This is a genomic window from Ideonella azotifigens, from assembly GCF_006519715.1.
In the GTDB taxonomy this organism is placed as follows: domain Bacteria; phylum Pseudomonadota; class Gammaproteobacteria; order Burkholderiales; family Burkholderiaceae_C; genus Ideonella; species Ideonella azotifigens.
Genome location: NZ_VIDT01000540.1, coordinates 1 through 3,845, shown reverse-complemented (window position 1 = coordinate 3,845; position 3,845 = coordinate 1). Strand labels below are relative to the sequence as shown.

3 protein-coding genes are annotated in these 3,845 nt (G+C 68.9%); 2 read left to right on the top strand and 1 reads right to left on the bottom strand.

Annotated elements, in window-relative coordinates; genetic code table 11:
- Positions 1-708 (bottom strand): LacI family DNA-binding transcriptional regulator (locus FKP22_RS23645; protein WP_141290123.1); only part of this gene is annotated, 708 nt, incomplete at its 3' end.
- A gap of 140 nt (positions 709-848) precedes the next feature.
- On the opposite strand from FKP22_RS23645, the gene FKP22_RS23640 reads away from it, so the two are divergent.
- Positions 849-3,137 (top strand): TonB-dependent receptor, encoded by a 2,289-nt coding sequence (locus tag FKP22_RS23640; RefSeq protein ID WP_211361547.1) that lies wholly within the window; start codon positions 849-851, stop codon positions 3,135-3,137.
- Between the two features lie 140 nt (positions 3,138-3,277).
- Positions 3,278-3,845, top strand: a 568-nt coding sequence (locus FKP22_RS23635; RefSeq protein WP_233446953.1) for an LLM class flavin-dependent oxidoreductase, incomplete at its 3' end; no start/stop codon positions are given.

The window sequence follows — 3,845 nt, the reverse complement described above, 5'->3', positions numbered from 1 at the left end:
CTCGGCGCCGGCTTCCAGCGGCGCAGCGGCGGTCGGCACGAAGTGGCGAGGCTCCAGGCCATGCGCCTCCATGACCTCGGCATAACCAGCCTCGCGCTCCTGCGCACTCAGGTCGCCAGCCGCGCTGTTGCGCACGAACTGGATGCGGCGATGGCCCTTGTCCAGCAGGTATTGCGCCGCGTCCCGCCCGACCTGCCTGTGAGAAAAACCGATCTGCAACGGCTTGCGGCCAGGCTGCAGGTCCCAGGTCTCGATCACGGGCTGCGTCGCATCGGCAATCAAGCGCTCAGTCGCCGCACTGTGGAAGCGGCTGGTGAGCACCAGCGCGGCCGGGTTCCAGCCCAGGAAGGCCCGCACCGCGCGCTCCTCGGCCTCGACCGAGAAGTAGCTGGACGCCAGCAGCAACTGGTAGCCGCCCACTGCCAAACCGTCCGACAGCGCCTGCAGCGTGTCGGCAAAGATCGGCCCGGAGATGTTGGGCACCACCATCGCGACCACCCTGTTGTGCGCTGACGCGAGCCCGCCCGCGGCCAGGTTGGGCACGTAGTTCAGCGCCTCCACCGCGGCACGGATGCGCTCAGTCGGCTCAGGCCCCACGCGGTGCGGTTCGTTGAAGAAGCGCGACACGGTGATGGCCGAAACACCGGCCATCGCGGCGACATCCGCCAGCGTCGTGCGCTGCGCCGCCTTGCGTCTGCGCACCGTCATGCCGGTCCGCCGCAAACAAGGTTTTCGCCTAAGCAAGCCATTTTTTGTCGTTTGACGCAGTGCGTCCCGGGTCTCGATGATGGCGACAATGTTAGCGCTAACACGGCGCTGCTGGCTGTCCCAAATTTCGGAGAATGAAGATGTCCAACGCCTCGCCCGCCGCCCACTTCCCGCGCAAATTTCCCCACCACGCCCTCGCCCTCGCGGCGCTGGCCTGCCTGAGCGCCACCGCCCGGGCCGAAGAAGCAGCCACCGAACCCGCTGCCACGCTGGAGACGGTGACCGTCACCGCCACGCGCCGCGCCGAGTCGCTGCAGAGCGTGCCGGTGGCCGTGTCGGTGGTCAGCGGCGAACAGCTGGAACAGAGCAACCGCAACACGTTGGGCGCGCTCGCCACCCAGGTGCCCAGCGTCAACTTCCGCACCGGCGCGTCGAACAAGGACACATCCCTCTTCGTGCGCGGCGTGGGCACCATCTCCACCTCGCCGGGCGTCGAGCCCACCGTGTCCACCGTGATCGACGGCGTGGTGCTGGCCCGCCCCGGCCAGGCCACGCTGGACCTGCTGGACGTGGACCGCGTGGAAGTGCTGCGCGGCGCGCAGGGCACGCTGTTCGGCAAGAACGCCTCGGCCGGCGTGGTCAACATCAGCACCCGCGCGCCGGCCCGCACGCCCGAGGGCTACGTCGACTTCTCGCACTACGGCGGCGGCAACGAGAACCGCCTGCGCGCCGGCATCTCCGGCGAACTCTCGCCCGGCGTCACCGCATCCATCACCGGCCTGCGCGCCCGCTACGACGGCAACGTGCGCAACCTCTTCACCGGCGAAGACGTGAACGGCTACGACAAGAAGGGTGTGCGCGCACGGCTGGACTGGGACCTGGGTGGCGGCCGCAAGCTCAGCTTCAATGCGGACTGGCTGCAGTCGCACGACACGATTCCCACCGGCGTCATCACCCGCAGCTCGCTGATCGCCTACCCCGCCGGCACTGTTACCAATTACCCGGCCTTCGCCGCGGCGCTGGGCCCGGTCACCGCCAGCGACGACAACCGCGAGATCAACAACAACCTGAAGACCACCGCCGCCGACCGCAACCGCGGCGCCTCGGTGCAACTCGAACTGCCGCTGGGCAGCCACACGCTGACTTCCATCACCGCCTGGCGCGACTGGCAGAACCAGCAGGTGCAGGACGGCGACCGCCTGTCGGCGCCGGTGGTCGGCCTGCCGCAGTCGCATGACCACGGCCAGGTGGACTTCGACCAGTTCTCGCAGGAGCTGCGCCTGGCCTCGGCCCAGGGCGGCGCCTTCGACTACGTGGGCGGCCTCTACTACATGCACACCAAGGACCGCGAAACCTACCGCCGCGACGTGACCCGCGTGGTGGCCGATGGCAGCAGCTTCGCCGACTGGGGCCTGGCCCACTACGGCACCCAGAGCGACAGCACCGCACTGTTCGGCGAAGGCCGCTGGCACTTCGCGCCGGATACCCGCGCGCTGCTCGGCCTGCGCGTGACGGAGGACCGCCTCAGCTTCGACCACGAGCGCAGCCGCAGCACGCCCGACGCGCAGTTCAACGGCGCGATTCCCGGCGTCAATGCCGTGGTGGCCAACCAGGGCAGCACCAGCGAAACCGGCTACTCCGGCCGGGTCGGCCTGCAGCATGACCTGTCTGCCGAAGCCAGCAGCTACCTCACCTTTTCTCGCGGCTACAAGGGCCCGGCCTACAACGTGTTCTTCAACATGCTGGACCGCGACACGCTGGCGCTCAAACCCGAGACCTCCAACTCGCTGGAAGCTGGCCTCAAGACCGAGACCTTCGACCACCGCTTGCGAGTGAACCTGGCAGCCTTCGTCACCAAGTACCAGAACTACCAGGCCAACTTCTACGACAACGTGGACGGCACCGTCATCACCCGGCTGATCAACGCCGGCGACGTGTCCTCGCGCGGCGTGGAGCTGGACCTGAGCGCCAAGCCCACGCCGCAGCTCACGCTGGGCGCCGCAGCCGCGTACATCCGCGCCCGCATCGACGACTTCAACTGCCCGGCAGGTGCCGCCGCCAGCTGCGACGTGAACGGCAAGCCCCTGCCCTTCTCGCCGGACTGGAAGCTCGCGCTGCGCGGCGACTACACCGTGCCGCTGGACAGCGGCCTGCAGCTCACGCTGGGCAGCGACTTCAACTGGCAGAGCAAGGTGCAGTACGACATCGGCCAATACGCCGACACAGTGCAAGGCGCCTACGGCATCTGGAACGCCAGCGTGGCCCTCGCCTCCCCCGGCCAGGGCTGGCGCGTGGCCGTGCTGGCCAAGAACCTCACCGACCGCAGCTACGCCTCCTTCCTCGGCCGCGGCGGCAGCTACGTGAACCGCTGGGTGCCGCGTGACGACCAGCGCTACTTCGGTCTCAACGTGCGCTACGACTTCCTCTGAGCCATGAAACAAGCCATGTCAACGCAGACCACGCGGGCCGAGCGCCGGGCCGCTCCCAAGCCGGCCCGCATCCCCTCGGGGGATCGGACGATGTACCCGTCGGACGAGGGGCTGTCATGATGCATTTAGGTGCCTTTTTGATGGAGTCTGGGCACCACGTCGCGGCCTGGCGTGCGTCCAGCGTGCCACCGCGAGCAGGTCTGGACTTCGCGCTCTACCGCCAGCTCGCGCGCACCGCCGAGGCCGCCTGCTTCGACGCGATCTTCGTCGCCGACAGCGTGGCCGCCGATGAAGGCCCAGGCGCCGAGCGCATGTCCCGCTCCGCCCGCTTCGAGCCGCTCACGTTGCTGTCGGCACTGGCCGCGGTCACCGAGCGCATCGGCCTGATCGCCACCGCCACCAGCAGCTACAACGAGCCCTACACCGTGGCCCGCCAGTTCGCCTCGCTGGAGCATCTCTCGGGCGGCCGCGCCGGCTGGAACCTGGTCACCTCGGACAACGCCGCCGAGGCCGGCAACTTCGGCCGCGCCGAGCACATCGCCCACGAGGACCGCTACGCCCGCGCCCGCGAATTCCTGCAGGTGGTGCTGGCCCTGTGGGACAGCTGGGGCGATGACGCGTTCGTCAACGACAAGGCCACTGGCCTGCACCACGACCCGGCCCAGCGCCACGAGTTGAACCACCGCGGTGAACACTTCGCGGTGCGCG

Excerpts from the sequence above, each read along its gene's own strand:
- FKP22_RS23640 (WP_211361547.1), top strand. The coding sequence starts at position 849 with ATGTCCAACGCCTCGCCCGCCGCCCACTTCCCGCGCAAATTTCCCCAC.